Below are 19,730 nucleotides of genomic sequence, written 5' to 3'. Positions count from 1 at the left end.
CGTCACTGGGGTTCCCACGTTCGCGGGAGCATCGGCAGGCGCGGCGCCTCGGGCTCGGGATCCATGTATTCGTAGCCGCGGCCCGGCCGCGTCGCCTTGGGCCGGCGGCGGCGCCGCGGCGATCCGGCTTCCTCGGGTGTCGCCGCGACCGCCGGAGCCTCGGCGCTGTCCGGCTCCGGCGCCTCCTTCCGCGCGGCGACGCCCGCCGCCCGACGGGTGTCCGCGCTCAGCCCACCGACCAGGTAGGCCGAGCCGTCCATGCCGGCGCCCATGGCCGCCCCGGTCAGCGTCGGTGGCGTGCCGGCCGGTGGCGGCGGGCCGGCGGTGGGAGCGGCCGCGGTCGCGGCGGCCGGAGCCGGCGCCGGGACCGGAGCGGGCGGCGGCGGGCTCGGGGCCGGCATTGCCGGGGCGAGCGCGACCACCGGCGGCATGGCGGCGGGCACCGCGGGCGGCACCACGACGATCAGGCCCTTGATGCCGGCCAGGCCGGACAGGCCGCCCAGCGTGGCCGGGACGGCGGCCAGCGGCGCCAAGGAGGCGGTGATCAGCGGCAGGAAGACCGCGAGCAGCACGATGTTCTGCTCCAGCAGGGTTTTGAGCAACGCGATGGTGTCGGTGATGATCGTGCCGACGGCCTCGACGGTGACGAAAACCAGGGTCCAGCCGATGGTCGTGGGATTACCCGAGGCGAGCGCCGCGGTGACATCCACCGCGATGAACGCGAACGTCTCCGCCAGAAAGGCGGAGTACGAACCGAAATCCATCGGGTAGCCGAGAGCGAACGCGATGTTGAACGGGCTGAGGAAGCTCAGGGGATTGCCGAGCACGGGCAGCCACGGATCGAAGCCGGAGAACAGCGACTGGAAAAACGGGTCGAGCATCAGCGAGTCGATCAACGGCTGCAGGTGGGCAGAGTAGAAGTCGGTAAACCCGTTGCGCTGCAACCATTGCAGGACGACGTCCTGCCGGTCGGGGGGTAATGGCGCGGCGGCCGCGGCCACGAGCGCATCGGCCGTCACGATCTGCGGCGCCGCGGTGGTCCGGGGTGCCGCCGCCAGCGCCGCCGTCGTCGCGCCCTGATACGCGCTCATCACGGTCGCGGCCTGAATCCACATCCGCACATAGTCGGCCTCGTTCAGCGCGATCGGGATCGCATTGATGCCAAAGAAATTCGTCGCCACCAACCCCGCGTGGGTCGCGTGGTTGGCGGCCAGCTCCGCCAGGGTCGGCATCGCCGCCAGCGCGGCGGCGTACGCGGCGGCCGCGATCTCCTGCTGGGCGGCCGTCGCGGCGCTGTCCGCCCCGGCCCGCTCCAGCCACGCCAGATACGGGGCGTGCGCGGCCGCATGGGATTCGGCGGCCGGCCCGGCCCACGAGCCCGCCCGCACCGCGGCCAGTAGCGCCTCGAGTTCCTTTGCCGCCGCCGCGTATTCGGTGCTGAGCGCACCCCACGCCGCGGCGGCCGCGAGCAACGCACCCGGCCCGGGGCCGCTGCTGATCAACGCTGAATGCACTTCTGGCGGGGACGCCATCCAGATCGGGGCGCGATGCCATGACGAATGTGGCATGAGGGGGTGCCAGCTCTCTCGGGGTACACCGCCCCGGGTCGCAGGATGCGACGACGCGAGTGTCCTGGCTCTCGGATCGCTGCTCGCCTCGCCTTCCAGCTCACGCCGTGGCTGCTGAGGGTCGCTCCCCGATGACAGTGGCGGGACCGCGCCGGATTCGCACCGGCTTCCTGCATCGTCATCGCCTTACGCGCAGTATTGTCGCACGCCCGCGGTTGCCGCGCCGTGACCAAAGTCCCGGCAGGTGGTGGCGTTGCGCCCTTCGCGGCGCCGCGATCGATCGGCAGAGTCAAAGCAATGACCGCGAAACTGCTCAGCCGTCTCGGGTTGGAAGCCTCGTCGCTGCTGATGTATGCCCGGTCCGGGGGATTGCGGACGATGCCGCCCGGCCGGATCGTACCGGTGCTCCGCGCGCTCGACCGCTACGGCCTGATGGGCGCGGCGACGGTGATCGCGGCCGCGCGGGATCGTGACGGGCTGGCGCTGATCGACGAGCGTGGGCCGCTGACGTTCGGCGAGCTGGACGAGCGGACCAACGCGCTGGCCAACGAGTGGCGCCGGCGCGGGCTCGGCCCGGGCGCCAGCGTGGCCATCCTGGCCGGCAATCACCGCGGCTTCCTGGAGGCGGTCTTCGCCACCGCCAAGTCGGGCGCCGTCGTGCTGCTGCTCAACACCGGCTTCGGTCGCGCCCAGCTGGCCGAGGTGCTGGCCCGCGAGGGTGCCGACCTCCTGGTCTACGACGAGGAGTACGCCGGCGTGGTCGCCGACGTCCATCCGCGGTTGGGCCGCCTTCGCGCGTGGGCGGACACGCCGGGGGCCGACACCCTCGACGCGCTGATCGAGCGCGGCGACCCCGGCCCGCCCCCCAGCTCCGGCGGCCGGCCCAAGATCGTCATCTCGACCAGCGGGACGACCGGTGTTCCCAAGGGCGCCCTGCGCTCCGAGCCCTACTCGCTGATCCCGGTCGGCGGGCTGCTCGGCAAGGTGCCGTTCCGCGGCCGCGAAGTCACCGAATGCTGTGTGCCGCTGTTTCATTCGATGGGTTTCAGCCATGCGATGTACGCGATGGTGCTGGGCTCGACGCTGGTGTTGCGCCGGCACTTCGACGCCGAGCGGGCGCTGGACAGCGTCGCCGCGCACGGGGCCAGCGCGATGATCGTCGTGCCGGTCATGCTGCGGCGCATTCTCGACCTGGGCTGGTCGGCGCTGGCCGAGCGCGATCTGACCTCGCTGCGCATCGTGTTCGTCGGCGGATCCCAGCTCGGTGCCGCGCTCGCCGCCCGGGCCCTGCGCGACCTGGGGCCCGTCGTCTACAACATGTACGGCTCCACCGAGGTCGCCTACGCCACCATCGCCACGCCGGCCGACCTGGCCGTCGCGCCGGGGTGCGTCGGCGGGGTGGTGCCCGGGTCGGTGGTCAAGGTTTTCACCGCCGAGGGGCGGGAGGCTCCCCCCGGGACGCCGGGGCGGATCTTCGTCGGCAACGTGCTCGCCTTCGAGGGGTACACGAGCGGCGGCACCAAGGAGTCGATCGGGGGCCTGATGTCCACCGGCGACGTCGGTCATTTCGACGCCGCCGGCCGGCTGTTCATCGACGGGCGCGACGACGAGATGATCGTGTCCGGCGGGGAGAACGTCTACCCGGGCGAGGTCGAGGATGCGCTCGCGCAGCACCCCGACATCCTCGACGTGGCGGTCCTCGGCGTCGACGACGAGGAGTTCGGGCAGCGACTGCGTGCCTACGTCGTGCCGCGGGCGGGCGCGTCGCTGACCGAGCGCGACGTCCAGGAGTATGTGCGGAACCGGTTGGCGCGCTTCAAGATTCCCCGCGACGTGCTGTTCGTCGACGCGCTGCCCCGCAACGCCGGCGGCAAGGTGCTCAAGCGGCTGCTGGGCGTGCAAGCGGCGGAATCGGTCCAGTCGGTACCGGACCAGCCGTGAGCTGTTGGCCTGCTTACGCCGAGGACCTTAGGGCAGCAGGCGGCTCAGGCTGAAGAGCCCGGACAGGAGGGTGCCGGTGTTGAACAACCCGGAGAGCTGACCGCTACTGCCGGGCCCCACCACGCTGCCGGGGATGCCGACGTTGAAGAAGCCGGAATTCTCGCCGTTGACGACGGACCCACCGGTGGCCGAGTTGAAGATGCCCGAGACGTCGCCGTTGAAGAACGACGGTCCGCTGGCCGAGTTGAAGAAGCCCGAGCCCACGCCGTCAAAACCGAAGAGGGAGTTCGAGCCGCTGAAGTTGTTGCCGAAGCCCGAGACATCGCCATCGCCGCCGGACCCGCCGGTGGTCGAGTTGAAGAAGCCGGAGACACCGGTTCCGGTGTTGCCGAAGCCCGAATTCGCCGCGCCGCTGTCGGTGGCGGCCCCGAAGCCGGTGTTGACGTTGCCCGAATTCCAGTAGCCCGTGTTGGTGCTGCCCGAATTCCCGTTGCCCGTGTTGAAGTTTCCCGAATTGCCGAAGCCGGTGTTGGCCAAGCCCGCGTTGCCGGCACCGGTGTTCACCGCGCCCGCGTTCACGAAGCCGGTGTCCTGCGCGCCGGAGTTCCCGAAGCCGGTGTCGTAGCCGCCGGAGTTGCCGATGCCGGTGCTGACGGCGCCGGAGTTGCCGAAGCCGAAGTTGTTGGGAATGTTCGTGTTATAGGTGTTGCTGCCGGTGTTGAACATGCCGATGTTGCCGTCGCCGGAGTTGAAGAAGCCGACGTTGTTGTTGCCCGAGTTGAACAGGCCGATGTTGCCGCTGCCCGAGTTCAGCCCGCCGAAGTTGAACTGATTGGTCGCGGTGTTGAAATACGTGTTGCCGATGCCGATTTCGTTGCTGCCGGTCAGCCCGAAGCCGATGTTGTTGTTCCCGGTGTTGCCGGCGCCGATGTTTCCGTTGCCGGTGTTCCCGCCGCCGGTGTTGTAGGCGCCGGTGTTGCCGAAGCCTGCGTTGTTGTTGCCGGTATTGCCCATGCCCACGTTGTGGTCGGCGCCGTCCGTGGAGGTGAGGTAGCTGGTGCCGGTGTTGCCGAAACCGAAGTTCGCGTTGCCGGCGTTGCCGCCGCCGATGTTGGAGTTGCCGAAGTTCCCGGGGCCGGCGTTGCCGCTGCCGAAGTTTCCGCCACCCACATTCGAGTTGCCGGTATTTCCGCTGCCGAGGTTTTGGCTGCCGGTGTTCCCGCTGCCCACGTTCGCGTTGCCCTTGTTGCCGACGCCCAGGTTGGGCAGGGTGGCGACGAGGTCCTGCAGCGTCTGCGCGGGGGTTTGCAGCGGCGCCACGCTGGCAGCCTCGGCGCCCGCATATGCGCTTCCCGCCGCGGCCAGTGCCCGCACGAACTCATCGTGAAACGCCCCGGCTTGCCTGCCCAGCGCGGCGAATTGCTGGCCGTGACCGGCAAACAGCGCGGCGATGGCCGCCGAGACTTCGTCGGCGGCCATCGCGGTCACCGTCGTCGTCGAGGACGCCGCCGCGGCGTGGGCTGCGGTGAGGGTTGATCTGATATCGGCGACCTCGGTTGCCGTCTGGGCCAGTAGGTCCGGAGCTGCGATCAGGTAGGTCATAGCTGGCCTTTCACCGGTCGTTCCCGCCGCCCACCAGGTCAGAGGCTTGACCACGCCGCGGGCGTGGCTGAACCGCAGTTTATTTCGCCGCTGCGCGGCGCGACATACGGCAAAGCGCGTATCTTCGCCGAGGCTGATCGAGCTGGCCCCTGCCGACTCGCTCAGCTATCCAAACTGTGGCGACGGAGGGCATCTCGGCGTGTTAGCCAATGAGATAGGTTGCGCGCCAACAGGTTCGGGCAATCCCGCGCTTAGCGACCTGGGCGCTGGCCCTGTCGCAGGGCCATCGCAACGGCTTCGGTCCGGGACTGCGTCCCGAGTCGGGTGTAGATATTTTCGAGATGTTTGCGGATCGTGGCGGGGCTGAGGTATAGCTGGTCGGCAATCGCCTGGGTGCTGTTTCCGTTGGAAAGTAGGCGTAGCACCTCCGCTTGACGGTTCGTCAGTCCCAGGGCGAGCAGTGATTCGACAGAGGGCAGGGGGTCGGCGGGCTGCTCATCCAGCAGCAGGGTGCGCCACCCCTCGGCGGTGCGACGGGACAGGGCACGAATCCGCAGCCGGCCCTGCCGTCGGGTGACGCACATGCTGTTGAGGACGTCGCGGTTACTGGTGTGCAGCCAGTTGGCCAACGATTCGGGCAGAATGCCGCCGATGTCGTGTTGCCCGGGGAAATATGTGTCGAGCAGCTGTTGGCTCAAACCCGATGCGTGTAATACGCGACCGCGGTCGTCGAGAAGGATCACCGCCGTGGCACCCTCTTCCAGGCCCGCCTCCTGTGCCGCGATGACTGCCTTGGCCAGATCGCGTCGGTGTGCTTGAAGGTAGGCGCGGCGCAGATGTGGTTCCAGCAGCTCGACCATCGCGCGGTCACGCGCGGTGAAGCTACGCCGGGATCGGCCGATGGCGACGGTGGCCAAATCCGCTGACTCGGTGAGGTTGAAGTAAAGCTGGTCTTCCACGCCCAGCCGCCGGTATACCTCCTGGTAGAGCTCTAAGCGGTGTAAGTCGCTGGTGGTCACCAGGTCCGAGAGGAAGTGTGGCCGAAAGTCGCCGCGTTGACACAACTGCACTCCAGGATGCTGGTGCGCGGTCTCCACGAACGCCTCAACCATTCCGGGGGAGGTCACGTCGGGGGTATCGGAGATGACAATTGTCTCTCCGGCCTCCAAGTCCATCTCGTTGTAACCAAGCACGTCACCGGGAACCAGGCGTCGCACGCAAGGCAACAGCTCGCGGCGAAAGCTCTCCAGCCCGTCAAACGAGTAGGCCGTCAGCGCCACCTCCAGGACGGCGGCGACGCTATCGCTGTTCAGACTTCTCATTTGCGAGTTCCGATGCTCCGAGCGTTTGGAGCAAAAGATACGTGGTTTGCCGTATTCCCCGCACCCGGAATGTCGATTTTGCGTCGTGGCTGCGGCGGTTCAGTCCAGCCGGTAGCGGATCAGCCGGGAGCTGTTGGCCACCACCGCGACCGACGACGCGTTGTGCAGGATCGCGGCCAGCACGGGGGAGAGCGCGCCGCCGGCGCCGATGATCAGCCCGGCCGCGTTGACGGCGATGGACATGCCGTAGTTCTCCCGGATCACGTCGACGGCTCGGGCGCCCAGGTCGCGCACGTCGAGCAGGCGGTGCAGGTCGTCGTTGGCCAGCGCCACGTCGGCGGTCTCGACGGCCACGTCGGTTCCGGCCAGGCCCATGGCGATGCCGATGTCGGCGGCGGCCAGCGCCGGGGCGTCGTTGATGCCGTCGCCGACCATCCCGACGACGAAGCCGTCGCCCTGCAGCTCGCGCACCACCTCGAGCTTGTCCTCCGGCATCACCTCGGCGCGCCACTCGTCGATTCCGAGCTCGGCGGCGACCACCTCGGCGATCTCGGGATGATCGCCGGTGAGCATGACGATCCGGCGAATCCCGCTGGCCCGCAACTTCTTCAGCACGGCGGCGGCCTCGGGCCGTACCTCGTCGCGCAGGCTGATCAGCCCGACCAGGGTGCCGTCCACCGCGAGCAGCAACGGCGTCTCCGCCTGGCGGCGCAGCCTGTCCACCCACTCCTTCGCCTTCTTCGACACCCTGACCTTCTCGGACTGCAACAGCGAGGGGCTGCCCAGCAGCAGAGTCCGGCCGTCGGCCCAGGTCCGCATTCCCATGCCCACCAGCACTTCGCACTCCTCGTGCGGCGGGATGCTGATGTGGCGTTCCTCGGTCGAGCGGATCACCGCCTCGGCCAGCGGATGGCGGGAGTGGATCTCCGAGCTGGCCGCATAGGCCAGCACCTGCTCCGGTTCCCAATCCTTATGCATTGCAACGATGTTGGTGACAACCGGGCGACCGACGGTCAGGGTGCCGGTCTTGTCGAAGACGATCGCGTCGACCTGGCCCGCCTGTTCGAGGTGGGAGCCGCCCTTGATCAGGATGCCGCGGCGCGCGCCGTTGCCGATGGCCGCGCTGATGGCGGTCGGGGTGGCCAGCCCCACCGCGCACGGGCACGCGATCAGCAGCATGGTCATCGCCCGGCGGACGTCCCCGGTGACGGCCAGGGTGATGGCCGAGACGATGAACGAGGTGGGAACGAAACGGCGGGAGAAGTTTTCGCCGACCGTCTGGATCGGAGCCCGGTCGTGCTGCGCCTCCTCGACCCGCGCGATGATCCGCCCGATCGCGGTCTGGTTGCCCACGGCCTGCGCGCGCACCACCAGCCGCCCGCGCACCACGACCGAGCCGGCGTGCACGTGGGCGCCGACCATGATGGAAACGGGCAGGTTCTCGCCGGTGATCGCCGACTGGTCGACGATCGCCTCGCCGTCGATGACCTCGCCGTCCACCGGTATCGCGACGTGGTCGTGCACGACCACCTCGTCGCCGATTTCGACAGTGTCGATCGGCACTTGAATCTCGCCGTCCGCCAGCCGGATCCACGCCGTGTCCTGGCTGCCGCGCAGCAACTCGGAGATGGCGCGGCGGGTCCGCCGCAGCGTCAGGTCCTGCAGGTACTCGCCGATGTTGAGCAGCCACAGCACGGTGAGGGCCACGACGTTCTCCCGCAGCACCAGGCTCGCCACGGTGGCCGCCGAGACCAGCGCGTCGGTGCCGGCCCGCCCGGAGCGCAGCGAGCCCAGCGCGCCGCGCAGGAAGGGGTAGCCGGTGAAGACGGTGACGCCGGTGGCGAACAGCCGGCCGCTCGGGCCGAGCAGCGGCGGCCGCGCGAACACGTACCGGCGCACGCCGAGCAGGGCCAGCGCGGCGCCGCCGATGACCATGCGAAGCACGTCGGCGTTGCGGATCTCCGACGAGTGCGGCGCGCGCGCGGGGATCAGCTCCGCGGCGACGCGGGCGGCGCCGGCGATCGCGTCCAGCATCGCCGAGCGGTCGGCGCGGCGGGGCGAATACCAGACGACCACCGAGCCGGTGCGCGGGTAGGCGTGCACCGCGCGCACCCCCGCCACCTTGCCGACGGCATCCTCGACCGCCACGGCGCGCCTCGAGTTGGCGCGCACCCACCCGACCGAGACCCGCATGCGCCCGGCCGCGTCCGAAAGCACATGCAGGGCGGGGTCTTTCGCCTGCGTCACGCGATCAGTGGTCGTGCTCGTGGGCCTCGGTGACGGACGGCGTGGGCGCCTCCTCGCCGATGCGCTCGCGGGCCTCGGCCATGACGTCGGCGAGCTTGAGGCGCGCCGACTCGGCGGCCTCCTCGGCCTTGCGGGTGCCGCGGAGCCCCAGCTCCGCCGCCGACACGGCGGTCTCGTGCAGCGGCGCCTTGGCCATGGCCTTGCGTACCACCTCGTAGGCCGTCACGCCCACCAGCCCGGTGACCACCGTCCCCGCCGCCTTTGCCAGGAGCCCGTAGACCGCCATCGCCGCACCCTTCCTGTCGTCACAGTGTCGGTTAATGCTTGCACGACGTTAACATCCAAATATTGCGATATCAATATGTGTCGGTGCGCGCCGGCGGCGTTAAAGGACCCGGGTGACCTTTTCGGTTTCGATCCTGCGCTCCAGCGCCGACGGGTCGGGATTGGCGACCTGCACCAGCGACGCGCCGACGGCCAGGATCGCCAGCAGGCCGTCCACCAATTCGTCGGGATCGGACCAGGCGGCGCTGGAAAGCACCCGGTCCCCGGGCGTCAATTCCCTTGCCGCGGCCGATCTTTCGCAATCGGCCAGCACCTGGTCGACCGATCGGCCGGCCAGCGCCGGGCCGGGACGGCGTTCGGGGACGATCTGGTCGCCGTGCACCCGCACCGCGGTGGCGTAGTCGGTGACGCCGATCGGCAGGTCGGGCGCCGGACGGCCGAACGCGTCGAGCGAGAGGACCGCGACCTCGCCGCCCGCCACCGAAGCGTCGGCCTCGTCGAGCCGCTCGGCGGTGCACAGCGCCAGGTCGCTGGCCCCGCCCGGTTCGAGCACCGCCTCGGCGCCGATCCACCACACCCCGAACAACACGGCCGCCGTCTGCCAGTGCGCGGGCAGCAGGACCGCGACCCGGCTGGCCGGCCCGGCGCCCAACTCGTCGCGCAACAGGTTGCCGGTCTTGGCCGCCCAGTTGGCCAGCGTCACGGCGGACAACTCGATGCGCTCGCCCGTCGCGTCGTCGTAGTAGGTGATGCGCGGGCCGACCGGGTCGGCCCGCAGCATCGGGTCCAGGATCGCGCCCGACAGCGTGCTCAGTTGATGCACTCGGGCTTGTCGGAGCCGGCGGTCAGGATCGGCGACGGCGGCGGCGTGTTGGAGCCGCCGGCGGCGCCCGCGTTGGACGCCCCGGCGGGCAGCACCTGGGTGTCGGGGCCGCCGGAGAGGCCGGAGCCCGGCCCGGTGTAGTCGTTGGCGAGCACCACCTTGACGGATCCGGCCGGCAACGACGGGTCGGCGACGACCGGCAACCCGCCCAGTTCCTTGGCGACCTGCTGCGCGCCCAGGTCGTCGGTCTTGGCGGCGCGCACCTGGCTGCCCTTGACGTGGCCGCCATCGTTGTTGCCGACGGTCCCGGAGCTGAACCCCTTGGCGCTCAACACGTTCGACACCGCCGCCGCCAGCCCGTTGATGTCGGTGTCGTTGACCACGTCGACGGTGGTCTTGGCCGGCGTGTAGGCCAGTTCCTCGGTCTTGCCCTGCGCCTGGTCTTGCAGCAGGCTCCCCACCCAGTCGGCGACCTGGTGGGGGTCAATCCGGACCACGCTCTGCATGCCGTCGTCGCTCCAGCCGGCCCCGTCCAGCACCGGGATCGTGGCGAAGGCGACCTTGCCGCCGGCCAGCTTCTGCAGCTGCTGGACGAAATCCATGACGTCCCAGCCCGAGGAGATCACCACCGAGCGCTGGACGGCCGCCTCCAGCCGTTTCAGCGTGGTGGGGCTGGACAGCGTGTGACCGGAGATGATCCGGTGGGCGAGCGAGGCCATCACCACCTGCTGGCGCACCACCCGGTCCAGGTCGCCGCGCGGCAGATCGTGGCGCTGGCGGACGAAGCTCAGCGCCTGCGGTCCGTCCAGCTTCTGCCGGCCGGCCGGGAAGTCGGCGCCCGAAAGCGGTTCGTACACGGGCTCTTTGAGGCAGACCTCGACGCCGCCGAGCGCGTCGGTGATCAACGCGAAGCCCAGCAGCCCGATCTCGGCGTAGTGGTCGACGGTGACCCCGGTCAGGTCGGCGACGGTCTTGATGAGGGCCTCACGGCCCGCCTCGGTGCCCTGCGCCTCGGCCTCGGCGGCCGACGCGCCGGCCTTGACCAGGCTGGCGCGCTTGGCCTCCCGGGTTTGGCCGTAGACGCCGTTGATCTTCGTCTTACCCAGGCCGGGCGCCGAGACGTAGGAGTCCCGCGGGATCGAGATCGCGGTCGCCGACTTCCCGTTGTTCGGGATCCGGACCAGGATGAGCGTGTCGGTGTTGGTCGCCTCCTCGTCGCCGGCCCGCAGCGTCGCCAGCTCCTCGGCCGACAGCGGGTTGCCGTGCGCGTCGGTGCGGCTGTCGAGGCCGACCAGCAGGATGTCGATCGCGCCGTCGTCGCCGCCCTTGCCCAGCGACGGTGCGGACATGTGGAAGATGCCGTCCTCGAAGGCGCGGACGTTGCTCCAGGCGATTCCGGTGCCGAAAACGACCGCGACGGTCAGCACAGTGGCAATCACACGAACCACACGTTGCACAGGCATCACAACAGATTACTTGTGACACAGCCGCTTCTCGGGTAGCTGAAAGCGGCGTGCCTGTGCCATGCCAGACTCAACACATGTCGGAAAGGCTTGTGATCAGCGGCGGGGGCGGGCAATTGGGCACTTCTCTGACGGCGCTGGCCGCCGATCGGGGCCGCGACCTGCTGGCGCTGACGTCGGCGCAGTGGGACATCACCGACCCGGCCGCGGCGGAACGGATCATCCGGGCCGGCGACGTCGTCGTCAACTGCGCCGCGTACACCAACGTCGACGGCGCGGAAAGCGACGAGGCGAGGGCCTACGCGGTCAACGAGACCGGCCCGGAGCACCTGGCGCGAGCGTGCGCGAAGGTCGGCGCCCGGCTCATCCACGTCTCCACCGACTACATGTTCACCGGCCCTCCGCCCGAGAGCGGGCCGCGCCCGTATGAGCCGAGCGACAAGACCGACGCGCGCGGCGTGTACGCGCTGTCCAAGCTGGCGGGTGAGGAGGCGGTGCTGGCGGCGCTGCCCGACGCGGTCGTGGTGCGGACCGCGTGGCTGTACACCGGCGGAACCGGCAAGGACTTCGTCGCCGTCATGCGCCGTCTGGCCGCCGGGGACGGCCCGGTGGACGTGGTCGACGACCAGGTCGGGTCGCCGACCTACGTCGCCGACCTGGCCGTCGCGCTGCTGCAGGTCGCCGACGAGCGGGTGCCCGGGCCCATCCTGCACGCCGCCAACGAGGGGGCGGTGTCGCGTTTCGAGCAGGCCCGCGCGGTGTTCGCCGAATGCGGCGCGGATCCGGACCGGGTGCGACCGGTCAAGACCGACGACTTCCCGCGCCCCGCGCCGCGCCCGTCCTATTCCGCGCTGGGCAGCCGCGAGTCCGCCGCGCTCGGCCTGACACCGTTAAGGCCCTGGCGCCCTGCGCTTGTCGCGGCGCTGGCCGCGTCCGCCGGCGATCGACCGTTACCCTCGACGCGTGACTGACGTCCTGCCGGTCGTGACGGTGACCTACTCACCGGGCCCGCACCTCGAGAGGTTCCTGGCCTCCCTGTCGATCGCCACCGAGCGCCCGGTCAGCGTGCTGCTGGCCGACAACGGGTCCACGGACGGGGCCCCGCAGGCGGCCGTCGAGCGTTTCCCGAACGTCCGGTTCTTCGACACCGGCGCCAACCTCGGCTACGGGACCGCGGTGAACCGCGCGGTCGCGCACCTGACCGAGGGCGGGGGGGTGGACGACGACTGGGTGATCGTGGCCAACCCCGACGTGCAGTGGGGCCCGGGCAGCATCGACGCCTTGCTGGACGCCGCCGCCCGCTGGCCGCACGCCGGCGCGCTGGGGCCGCTGATCCGCGACCCCGACGGGTCGGTGTATCCCTCAGCGCGGCACCTGCCCAGCCTCATCCGCGGCGGCATGCACGCGGTGATCGGCCCGTTCTGGAAGCGCAACCCGTGGACGGCGGCCTACCGCCAGGAACGGCTGGAGCCCAGCGAGCGGGCGGTCGGCTGGTTGTCGGGGTCCTGCTTGCTCGTGCGGCGGTCGGCGTTTCACCAGGTCGGTGGGTTCGACGAGCGCTACTTCATGTACATGGAGGACGTCGACCTCGGTGACCGGCTGGGCAAGGCGGGCTGGCTGAACGTCTACGTGCCGACGGCCGAGGTGCTGCACGACAAGGGCCACTCCACCGGCCACGACCCGGCACGCCACCTGGCCGCTCATCACAAAAGCACCTATTTGTTCCTCGCCGACCGGCATTCTGGTTGGTGGCGTGCGCCGCTGCGCTGGACGCTGCGGGCCTCTCTGGTGGTGCGTTCGCGGCTGATGGTGCGCAGCGCGCGTCGCCTGAGTAGACGGAACGCGGCGGGAGGGCGGCACTGAAATGGGAACCTCACAGGTCGACGCGGTGGTCCTCGTCGGCGGCAAGGGCACCCGGCTGCGGCCGCTGACGCTTTCCGCGCCCAAGCCCATGCTGCCCACCGCCGGGCTGCCGTTCTTGACCCACCTGCTGTCGCGGATCGCCGCGGCCGGCATCGAGCACGTCATCCTGAGCACGTCGTATCAGGCCCAGGTCTTCGAGGCCGAGTTCGGCGACGGCTCCAAGCTGGGCCTGCAGCTCGAATACGTCACCGAGGAACAGCCGCTGGGCACGGGCGGCGGTATCGCCAACGTCGTAGACCACCTGCGCCACGACACCGTGATGGTGTTCAACGGCGACGTGCTGTCCGGCGCCGACCTGGGCCAGCTGCTCGAATTCCACGAGAACGAACACGCCGACGTCACCCTGCACCTGGTGCGGGTGGGCGACCCGCGTGCGTTCGGCTGTGTGCCCACCGAAAACGGCCGCGTCACAGCGTTTTTGGAGAAGACCCAGGATCCGCCGACCGACCAGATCAACGCCGGCTGCTATGTCTTCCAGCGCGGCATCATCGACCGCATCCCGCGGGGCCGCGAGGTCTCGGTGGAGCGCGAGGTGTTTCCCGCGCTGCTGTCCGATCCCGACGTGAAGGTCTGCGGCTACGTCGACGCCACGTACTGGCGCGACATGGGCACCCCGGAGGACTTCGTGCGCGGGTCGGCGGACCTGGTCCGCGGGATCGCGCCGTCGCCGGCCCTGCACGGCCACCGCGGCGAGCAGCTGGTGCACGACGGCGCGGCGGTGTCGCCGGGGGCGGTGCTGATCGGCGGCACGGTCGTCGGGCGCGGCGCCGAGATCGGCCCCGGCGTGCGGCTGGACGGCGCGGTGATCTTCGACGGTGTGAAGGTCGAGGCCGGCAGCGTGATCGAGCGCTCGATCATCGGCTTCGGGGTGCGCATCGGCCCGCGGGCGCTGATCCGCGACGGCGTGATCGGCGACGGCGCCGACATCGGCGCGCGCTGCGAGCTGTTGCGTGGCGCCCGGGTGTGGCCCGGCGTCGCCATTCCCGACGGCGGGATCCGCTACTCGTCCGACGTGTGAGGTTGCATCTCTTGCGCCGAGATTGACGTTAGCGCGCGTCTCACTCGCACTTTTCCGCGCTGCCGTCGATTTCGATGCATGTCGGTGGGGCAGTTCACCATCTCTGCATGGGGGAGGTGTTCCGGGGCAGCGAAGCGATCGCCGCGGCTGCGCTGACCGAGTATCAGGTGCGGCGGTGGTATCGACCGATCTTTCGTGACGTCTACGTCGCGAAGTGGGACGAGCCGTCTTTGGACGATCGCACGCTGGGCGCCTGGCTTTGGTCGCGCCGGCGGGCCGTGATCGCGGGCGTCGCGGCATCGGCGCTGCACGGGGCGCGGTGGGTCGACGCCGACACGCCCGTCGAACTCGTCTCGACAAGCGCCCGGCCCCAGCGCGGGCTGATCGTCCGCAACGAAACGCTCGCCCCCGATGAGGTGGTCACGGTCAAGCGGCTACCGACGACGATGGTCGCGCGCACGGCTTTTGATATCGGACGGCACCTGCCGCGCGGTCAGGCACTCGCCCGACTTGATGCGCTGATGCGCGCGAAGCCGTTCACTTGCGAAGAGGTCGCTGTGTTGGTCAAGCGGTACCGCGGCGCCCGCGGTCTGCGGCGGTTGGCGGAAGTGCTTCCTCTGGTGGACGGCGGTGCGGCTTCGCCGAAGGAAAGCTGGTTGAGGCTGCTTCTCATCGACGCAGGCCTGCCGAAGCCGACGACGCAGATACCAGTCAACGACGGGTGGCGAACGGTCGGGTTGTTGGACATGGGCTGGGAGGACTACATGGTCGCGGCGGAGTACGACGGCGATCAACACCGCACCGATCGATGGCAATACGTACGGGATCAGCGGCGCTTAGGCGAACTCGCGGAGATGGGTTGGGTCGTCATCCGCGTGATCGCCGAAGACAAGCCGGACGACATCATCAAGCGCGTCCTTCAAGCTTTGATCCGTCGCGGCTATCGCCGAGATTGACGTTAGCGCGCGTCTCACTCGCACTTTTCCGCGCTGCCGTCGATTTCGGCGATCAACGCCGGGTGGCGCGGGCGACCAGATACGCCAGCGCGTGATCGGTGCCGTCCGGCAGGGCGTCGGCGGGCCACCACCGCAAATCGTCGGACTCGTCGCTGATGGCGATCCGCGCGCCGGCCGGCGCGTGGGCGACGAATTGCAGGTCGAGGTGGCGGGTGGGCACGCCCAGCGAGCAGGTCACCGGGTGCACGTGCACGGCGGCCAGCTCGGGCTCGATGCGCAGGCCGTCGACACCGGATTCCTCGGTCGCCTCGCGCAACGCGGCGGCGACGACGTCGGGGTCGTCCTCGTCGCAATGCCCGCCCAGCTGCACCCAGCGGCCCAGCCGGGGGTGCAACGTCAGCAGGACCTGCGAACCGGTGTGGTCGAGCACCAGCGCCGACGCCGTGACGTGCCCGGGCACACACTCGCGGCGGCAGGCGTCGGGACGGCCGTGCACGAAGGCCAGCACGGCGTGCCGCAACGAGTCCTGCCCCGGGTCGGGCGCGCGCCAGTCGGACAGGATCGAGACCGCCGACTCCCGAAGGCTCACCGCGATCCCCGCCTCGTTCGGCGATCCCGCAGCGAGACCCAGGCCGCGCGGCATCGCATCACGACGTCGGGGGACAGGCCGAGCCCGTCGATCAGCACGCGCCGGTCGACGAGGTCGAGCGCCTTGTCGACCTCGCCTGCCTTCAGCAACAGGTCGACGTCGCAGGCGAGTCCGTCGCCGGCATAGGCGGGCGGGGGAATGGGCAGCTGCTCGGCTTCGCGGGGTTCCAGCTCCAAGATGCCCCCACCGTAGCTGCGGCCCACGATCTCGGCGAAGGCGAACGTCACGCTGTTGTGAAAAACGGCGGCCAGCGCGCTCGCGTCGACGCCGGGCGCGAGCCGGACCCGGTGCACGGTGTCGGTGCTCGTCGCCGCGGCGGCGTTGACGGTCAGCCGCGGCGACCGGTGGATCTGGCGCAGCAGGAACAGGTCGGGCATCCACAGCGACGGGGTGATCCACCACGGCTCGCGGATCGAGCACTTGTAGCCCCGGTGCACACCGGCGGCCTCCCCGGCTTCGATGTGGCCCAGGAGGGCGGTGTCGGCCGGCTCGGGCGGCGCGTCGAGCAGCCACGTCCGATGCCCCGCGGCGAGATCGCTTGCGCGGCAGTCGCCGTCGTAAACCAGCCCGGACAGCTGCACGCTGCGGGAAACGAGCGGGACGCAGTGCGGCGTCAGCGCGAGTTCGTCGGCCTGCTCGTCGGTGAAGGTGAAGAAGCTGTTGCGGCCCGTCACGATCCCGACGTCCACGTCGGCGAGCGAGCCGAGCCTGGCCATGGCCGGCGCCGCCTTGAGCCCGCGCAGCAGCCGGATCGCGGCGGGATCCAGGAAGTACTTGGTCCACTTCTCCTTCTCGTGCAGCAGCGCGGGGGCCCACGCGGCATCGAGTTCCGCGCCCGCCAAGGCCTCCGCGTCGCTGAGGTGAACCGTGCGCATGCGCGCCGGACCCGGCCCGGCGACCCCACAGAACAACACGACCTCCTGCAGGACGCCGTCGAACACCAACCGCTCGAACGTCACCAGCGTGATCTCGCGGAACCGGCTCAGCAGGAACTCGCGCAGCGGCGCGGCGTAGCCGACCTGCAGCAACTCGGCCGGAAGGACCAGGCCCACCCGTCCGCCATCGCGCACCAGGACCGCGCTCGCGACGACGAACGGGACCCAGGCGTTGGTCAGCCGGCTGGGGCGCAGCCCCTCGCGGCGCATCAGCTCCAGCGCCGGGTCGCGCTGATCGGGTGCCCAGTTGCCGAAGCGGATGTAGGGCGGGTTGCCGGCGACGCCGTCCCAGCCGCCGGGTTCGGCACGGGCCAGCCAGGTGAACAGGCTCTCGGCGTCGACGGGCGCGAACCGCCGGGCCTTGGCCGCTTCGTCGGCGATCAGCTCGACGCCGCGCACCCGGTCGCTGAGCCCGGCCAGCTCGCGCAGGATGCGGCCGTCGCCGCAGGACGGTTCGACGATGCGCGGGCCGGCCTCGCGGACCCAGTGGGCCAGGAACCGCGCGACGGGGGAGGGGGTGTAGTAGCCGCCGCGGACCTTGTCGGCCGACGCCGCCGCCTTGCCCGCGAAACGCATGGGCTCAGTATTACTTGCGCAGCAGCAGATCCCCGGGTTCCGGCGCGGTGCGCGGCCCGGGCGGCACCCCGGCGGCCTCAGAGGCGTAGCCGATCGCGATGGCGCCCAACGGCTCCCAGTCGGCGGGCAGCTCGAGCTCGGCGCGGACCAGGTCGGCGGCGAAGATCGTCGAGCCGATCCAGCAGCTGCCCACGCCGCGCACCGCGAGCGCGACCAGCAGCGCCTGCACGGCCGCCCCGACCGCGACCGTGAACATGGTGCGTTCGGCGGCGGTGCGGGCGGCGTCGGGATAGGCGTGGGCGCCCTCGGGGACCAGGAACGGGATGACGACCTCGGGCGCGTCGTAGAGGATCTGGCCGCGCGCCACCCGCCGCTCGACCGAGTCGGCGGGCCGGCCGTCCCCGGTGAGGTCGGAGCGCCACTTGTCCTTCATGCGGTCCAGCAGCCGGATCCGGGTGGCCGGGGTGCGCAGCCACACGAACCGGACCGGCCGGGTGTGGTGGGGGGCCGGCGCGGTGAGCGCCTCGGCGACGGCGGCCTCGATCAGCTCGGGTGGCACCGGCTCGGCGCTGAACCGGCGCACCGACCGGCGCAACAGCTGGGCCTGGCGGCGGCCCAGGTCGAGGGCCTCGGCGGTGCCGAGCCAGAACAGGTCCTCCTCGCCGGGCCGCAGCAGCTGCCGCGCCGTCGTGCCGTCGTCGGTCACGACGCTGCCGGGCAGCCCTCGCACCACGGCCACCGGCATCGCGGTCAGCTTGCCCTTGACCAGATCGGCGGCGGCCGCGACCTCGTCGGCGATCGCGATCTCGGTGACCACCAGCTCGTTGCCGTGCGCATCGACGGCCCCCGAATAGCCGTGCAGCACACGAAGGCCCGCCGCGCCGACGGCCGCGTCGGTCTGCCCGTTGCGCCAGGCGCGGCCCATCGTGTCGGTGATGACCACGGCGGCGACGACGCCGAGGCGCTCGCGCAGCCCGGCGCGCAGCGCGGCGGCGCTGGCGTCGGGGTCGACCGGCAGCAGCGCCAGCTCGTCGCGGCCGACGTTGGACCCGTCCACCCCGGCGGCGGCCTGGACCAGGCCGAGCCGGTTCTCGGTGATCAGCGTCTGGCCCTTGCGCGCCAGCACGCGCACGGCCTCGTCGTCGACCAGCTTGCGGCGCAGCCGGTCGCGCTCCTCGGCGTCCCGCGGGGCCGGCACCAGGCGGCCCTCGCATTTGGACACCACCTTGCTGGTCACCACCACGACGTCGCCGTCGCGCAGCCAGGGCGCCGCGGCGGCGACGGCCGCGCCCAGGTCGTCGCCGGGCCGGAATTCGGGGAGCCCGGTGACGGGGAGGATCTCGATCGCCGCGCCGGTGCCGTGCTCGGTCACAGGCTCACGCCCGCGAGCTCCAGCCCCGCGGCGACCATCTCGGCAGTCGCCTTGGGGTCGCGCATGATCAGCGGAACCGCGCGCACCGCCACCCCCTCGATGTGGGCCTCATCGCCCTCGTGAATCAGCCAGCAATCCAATATCCCGGTGGACCGTCGCGCCCCGTAGTGCCGGCCGACCGCCTCCGCGGTGGATTGGACCCCGATCACCGAAAGGCATGCATCGGCCATGCCGCGCAACGGTTTTCCGCCGATGATCGGCGAGTAGCCTACGACCGGGGACTTGGCCGCGCGCAAGGCCCCGCGAATGCCGGGGACCGCCAGGATGGCGCCGACGCTGACCACCGGGTTGGACGGCGCGAGCAGGATCACGTCGGCCTCGCCGATGGCCGCCACCGCTTCGGCTGTGGCGCTGGCCTTTTCGGCGCCGACGAACGCGAAGCTGTGCGTGGGCACCTGGGCCCGGTGGCGCACCCACCACTCCTGGAAGTGAATCGCGCGACGGCCGTCGTCGGCGGGATCGGTGATCACCACGTGCGTCTCGCAGCGGTCGTCGGTGGCCGGCAGCAGGCGCGCGCCCGGTTGCCAGCGGTCGCACAGCGCGGTGGTGATCTGCGACAGCGGGTAGCCCGCGTTGAGCATCTGGGTACGCACCAGGTGGGTGCCCAGGTCGCGGTCGCCGAGCCCGAACCAGTCCGGCTGCACGCCGTAGCGCGCCAATTCCTCTTTGGCGTGCCAGGTTTCGTCGCGATGACCCCACCCTCGCTCCGGGTCGACACCTCCACCTAAGGTGTACATGCAGGTGTCCAAATCCGGACAGACGCGCACCCCGTGGATCCACGCGTCGTCGCCGACGTTGACGACCGCGGTCAGTTCGTGTCCGCCGCCGTCTGGGCCCTGTTGCGAAAACTGACCGAGCCCGAGCAGCTGTTGAACCCCCAGCAGGAACCGGGCGCCGCCCACCCCGCCGACCAAAACCGTGACCTTCACTTGACCTTCACAGGGCTCGACAGTACTGCCCGCGTGGGGACTGTGATCGACACGCCGAAGG

Annotated in this window: 16 protein-coding genes and 1 riboswitch; of the genes, 5 read left to right on the top strand and 11 right to left on the bottom strand. The window is 70.6% G+C overall.

The window, feature by feature from the left end:
• Nucleotides 1–2: 2 nt before the first annotated feature.
• Nucleotides 3–1,568 carry a PPE family protein gene (locus tag AC5Y5E_RS02910; RefSeq protein ID WP_499901470.1) on the bottom strand — a complete coding sequence of 522 codons (1,566 nt, stop codon included), beginning with the start codon at nt 1,566–1,568 and terminating at the stop codon, nt 3–5.
• Nucleotides 1,569–1,603: 35 nt separating this feature from the next.
• Nucleotides 1,604–1,786, bottom strand: a riboswitch (cobalamin riboswitch).
• Between the two features lie 79 nt (nt 1,787–1,865).
• Here AC5Y5E_RS02910 and AC5Y5E_RS02905 point away from each other — a divergent pair.
• Nucleotides 1,866–3,509, top strand: coding sequence for an AMP-binding protein (locus tag AC5Y5E_RS02905; RefSeq protein ID WP_499901469.1), 1,644 nt, complete (start codon nt 1,866–1,868; stop codon nt 3,507–3,509).
• Between the two features lie 27 nt (nt 3,510–3,536).
• Here the strand turns inward: AC5Y5E_RS02905 and AC5Y5E_RS02900 are convergent, their stop codons facing one another.
• The 6 genes from AC5Y5E_RS02900 to AC5Y5E_RS02875 all read right to left on the bottom strand — a co-directional run bounded on the left by AC5Y5E_RS02900 (nt 3,537) and on the right by AC5Y5E_RS02875 (nt 11,254).
• Nucleotides 3,537–5,111 (bottom strand): PE domain-containing protein, encoded by a 1,575-nt coding sequence (locus AC5Y5E_RS02900; protein ID WP_499901468.1) that lies wholly within the window; start codon nt 5,109–5,111, stop codon nt 3,537–3,539.
• 251 nt (nt 5,112–5,362) lie between these two features.
• On the bottom strand, nt 5,363–6,433 hold the full coding sequence (locus tag AC5Y5E_RS02895; RefSeq protein WP_499901467.1) for a helix-turn-helix transcriptional regulator: 1,071 nt from the start codon (nt 6,431–6,433) through the stop codon (nt 5,363–5,365).
• Nucleotides 6,434–6,532: 99 nt separating this feature from the next.
• The gene (gene ctpC, locus AC5Y5E_RS02890; protein WP_499901859.1) at nt 6,533–8,626 is read right to left on the bottom strand and encodes a manganese-exporting P-type ATPase CtpC; all 2,094 of its coding nucleotides are present in this window, start codon (nt 8,624–8,626) and stop codon (nt 6,533–6,535) included.
• A 58-nt stretch (nt 8,627–8,684) separates the two neighbouring features.
• Complete coding sequence (locus tag AC5Y5E_RS02885) at nt 8,685–8,966, bottom strand: DUF1490 family protein (RefSeq protein ID WP_499879391.1); 282 nt, start codon at nt 8,964–8,966, stop codon at nt 8,685–8,687.
• A 99-nt stretch (nt 8,967–9,065) separates the two neighbouring features.
• On the bottom strand, nt 9,066–9,788 hold the full coding sequence (locus tag AC5Y5E_RS02880) for a TIGR03089 family protein (RefSeq protein ID WP_499901466.1): 723 nt from the start codon (nt 9,786–9,788) through the stop codon (nt 9,066–9,068).
• Nucleotides 9,776–11,254 (bottom strand): LCP family protein, encoded by a 1,479-nt coding sequence (locus AC5Y5E_RS02875; protein ID WP_499901465.1) that lies wholly within the window; start codon nt 11,252–11,254, stop codon nt 9,776–9,778. Before AC5Y5E_RS02875 ends, AC5Y5E_RS02880 begins: the two co-directional genes overlap by 13 nt.
• Before the next feature lie 74 nt (nt 11,255–11,328).
• Here AC5Y5E_RS02875 and rfbD point away from each other — a divergent pair, with 74 nt between their 5' ends.
• The 4 genes from rfbD to AC5Y5E_RS02855 all read left to right on the top strand — a co-directional run bounded on the left by rfbD (nt 11,329) and on the right by AC5Y5E_RS02855 (nt 15,148).
• The gene (gene rfbD / locus AC5Y5E_RS02870) at nt 11,329–12,222 is read left to right on the top strand and encodes a dTDP-4-dehydrorhamnose reductase (protein ID WP_499901464.1); all 894 of its coding nucleotides are present in this window, start codon (nt 11,329–11,331) and stop codon (nt 12,220–12,222) included.
• Nucleotides 12,215–13,114: a glycosyltransferase family 2 protein gene (locus AC5Y5E_RS02865; RefSeq protein WP_499901463.1), complete on the top strand. Its 900-nt coding sequence runs from the start codon at nt 12,215–12,217 to the stop codon at nt 13,112–13,114. Before rfbD ends, AC5Y5E_RS02865 begins: the two co-directional genes overlap by 8 nt.
• Before the next feature lies 1 nt (nt 13,115).
• On the top strand, nt 13,116–14,192 hold the full coding sequence (gene manB / locus AC5Y5E_RS02860) for a mannose-1-phosphate guanylyltransferase (protein WP_499901462.1): 1,077 nt from the start codon (nt 13,116–13,118) through the stop codon (nt 14,190–14,192).
• Nucleotides 14,193–14,299: 107 nt separating this feature from the next.
• Nucleotides 14,300–15,148, top strand: a complete 849-nt coding sequence (locus AC5Y5E_RS02855) for a type IV toxin-antitoxin system AbiEi family antitoxin (RefSeq protein ID WP_499901461.1) — start codon at nt 14,300–14,302, stop codon at nt 15,146–15,148.
• A 52-nt stretch (nt 15,149–15,200) separates the two neighbouring features.
• On the opposite strand, the gene AC5Y5E_RS02850 is transcribed toward AC5Y5E_RS02855, so the two are convergent.
• Genes AC5Y5E_RS02850 through cofD form a run of 4 tightly spaced genes read right to left on the bottom strand, consistent with a single transcriptional unit; the run spans nt 15,201 to nt 19,669 of the window.
• On the bottom strand, nt 15,201–15,791 hold the full coding sequence (locus tag AC5Y5E_RS02850; protein WP_499901460.1) for an NUDIX hydrolase: 591 nt from the start codon (nt 15,789–15,791) through the stop codon (nt 15,201–15,203).
• The gene (locus AC5Y5E_RS02845; protein ID WP_499901459.1) at nt 15,734–17,308 is read right to left on the bottom strand and encodes an Eco57I restriction-modification methylase domain-containing protein; all 1,575 of its coding nucleotides are present in this window, start codon (nt 17,306–17,308) and stop codon (nt 15,734–15,736) included. Before AC5Y5E_RS02845 ends, AC5Y5E_RS02850 begins: the two co-directional genes overlap by 58 nt.
• Before the next feature lie 10 nt (nt 17,309–17,318).
• The gene (locus AC5Y5E_RS02840) at nt 17,319–18,680 is read right to left on the bottom strand and encodes a coenzyme F420-0:L-glutamate ligase (RefSeq protein WP_499901458.1); all 1,362 of its coding nucleotides are present in this window, start codon (nt 18,678–18,680) and stop codon (nt 17,319–17,321) included.
• Complete coding sequence (gene cofD / locus AC5Y5E_RS02835) at nt 18,677–19,669, bottom strand: 2-phospho-L-lactate transferase (RefSeq protein ID WP_499901457.1); 993 nt, start codon at nt 19,667–19,669, stop codon at nt 18,677–18,679. The genes AC5Y5E_RS02840 and cofD overlap by 4 nt, the downstream gene beginning before the upstream one ends.
• Nucleotides 19,670–19,730: the final 61 nt, after the last annotated feature.

Source organism: Mycobacterium sp. NGS54 (assembly GCF_059812465.1).
The sequence above is the reverse complement of the archived record's forward strand: the minus strand, read 5'-3'. Positions and strand labels throughout refer to the sequence as shown.

What these genes read in the sequence shown, in the direction of transcription:
- AC5Y5E_RS02910 (WP_499901470.1), bottom strand. Translation starts at nt 1,568, where the DNA reads ATGCCACATTCGTCATGGCATCGCGCCCCGATCTGGATGGCGTCCCCG.
- AC5Y5E_RS02905 (WP_499901469.1), top strand. Translation starts at nt 1,866, where the DNA reads ATGACCGCGAAACTGCTCAGCCGTCTCGGGTTGGAAGCCTCGTCGCTG.
- AC5Y5E_RS02900 (WP_499901468.1), bottom strand. Translation starts at nt 5,111, where the DNA reads ATGACCTACCTGATCGCAGCTCCGGACCTACTGGCCCAGACGGCAACC.
- AC5Y5E_RS02895 (WP_499901467.1), bottom strand. Translation starts at nt 6,433, where the DNA reads ATGAGAAGTCTGAACAGCGATAGCGTCGCCGCCGTCCTGGAGGTGGCG.
- ctpC (WP_499901859.1), bottom strand. Translation starts at nt 8,626, where the DNA reads ATGCGGGTCTCGGTCGGGTGGGTGCGCGCCAACTCGAGGCGCGCCGTG.
- AC5Y5E_RS02885 (WP_499879391.1), bottom strand. Translation starts at nt 8,966, where the DNA reads ATGGCGGTCTACGGGCTCCTGGCAAAGGCGGCGGGGACGGTGGTCACC.
- rfbD (WP_499901464.1), top strand. Translation starts at nt 11,329, where the DNA reads ATGTCGGAAAGGCTTGTGATCAGCGGCGGGGGCGGGCAATTGGGCACT.
- manB (WP_499901462.1), top strand. Translation starts at nt 13,116, where the DNA reads ATGGGAACCTCACAGGTCGACGCGGTGGTCCTCGTCGGCGGCAAGGGC.
- AC5Y5E_RS02855 (WP_499901461.1), top strand. Translation starts at nt 14,300, where the DNA reads ATGGGGGAGGTGTTCCGGGGCAGCGAAGCGATCGCCGCGGCTGCGCTG.
- AC5Y5E_RS02850 (WP_499901460.1), bottom strand. Translation starts at nt 15,791, where the DNA reads ATGCCGCGCGGCCTGGGTCTCGCTGCGGGATCGCCGAACGAGGCGGGG.
- AC5Y5E_RS02845 (WP_499901459.1), bottom strand. Translation starts at nt 17,308, where the DNA reads ATGCGTTTCGCGGGCAAGGCGGCGGCGTCGGCCGACAAGGTCCGCGGC.